This is a genomic window from Bacillus hominis (assembly GCF_018332515.1).
GTDB classification, from domain to species: domain Bacteria; phylum Bacillota; class Bacilli; order Bacillales; family Bacillaceae_G; genus Bacillus_A; species Bacillus_A hominis.
This window is the reverse complement of record NZ_BOQD01000503.1, coordinates 1-327: the sequence shown is the minus strand read 5'-3', so window position 1 is coordinate 327 and position 327 is coordinate 1. Positions and strand designations below refer to the sequence as shown.

At 31.5% G+C, this 327-nt stretch carries 1 pseudogene; it reads left to right on the top strand.

Annotated features, from left to right (window positions below):
* Positions 1-52: 52 nt before the first annotated feature.
* A pseudogene (locus KI356_RS26915) lies at positions 53-327 on the top strand (dihydropteridine reductase); the annotation flags it as partial.

Genomic DNA, 327 nt, shown 5'->3' with positions numbered 1-327 from the left:
TATTAAGTAGCGCATCTTTGCATTAATACATTGGAAAAGAAAGGAGATAAGTATGCATAAACTTCAAACGAATAAAGGCGCTCGATATATGATGATTGCTTTTATTGTTTTGTTTCTTACTATGCTTTTACGTATATTTTATATTCAAGCAGTAGGAGTCGTGCATAATGTTAATGTAAAAGATCTTGCGAATGAACAACAAAATAAAAATGGAGTTCTTGAAGCAAATCGCGGGACAATTTATGATCAAAACGGGAAAGTATTAGTCCAAGACTCAACGACATATCGCATCGTTGTAAACTTAAAAGGAAAAGATAAATTAAAAGA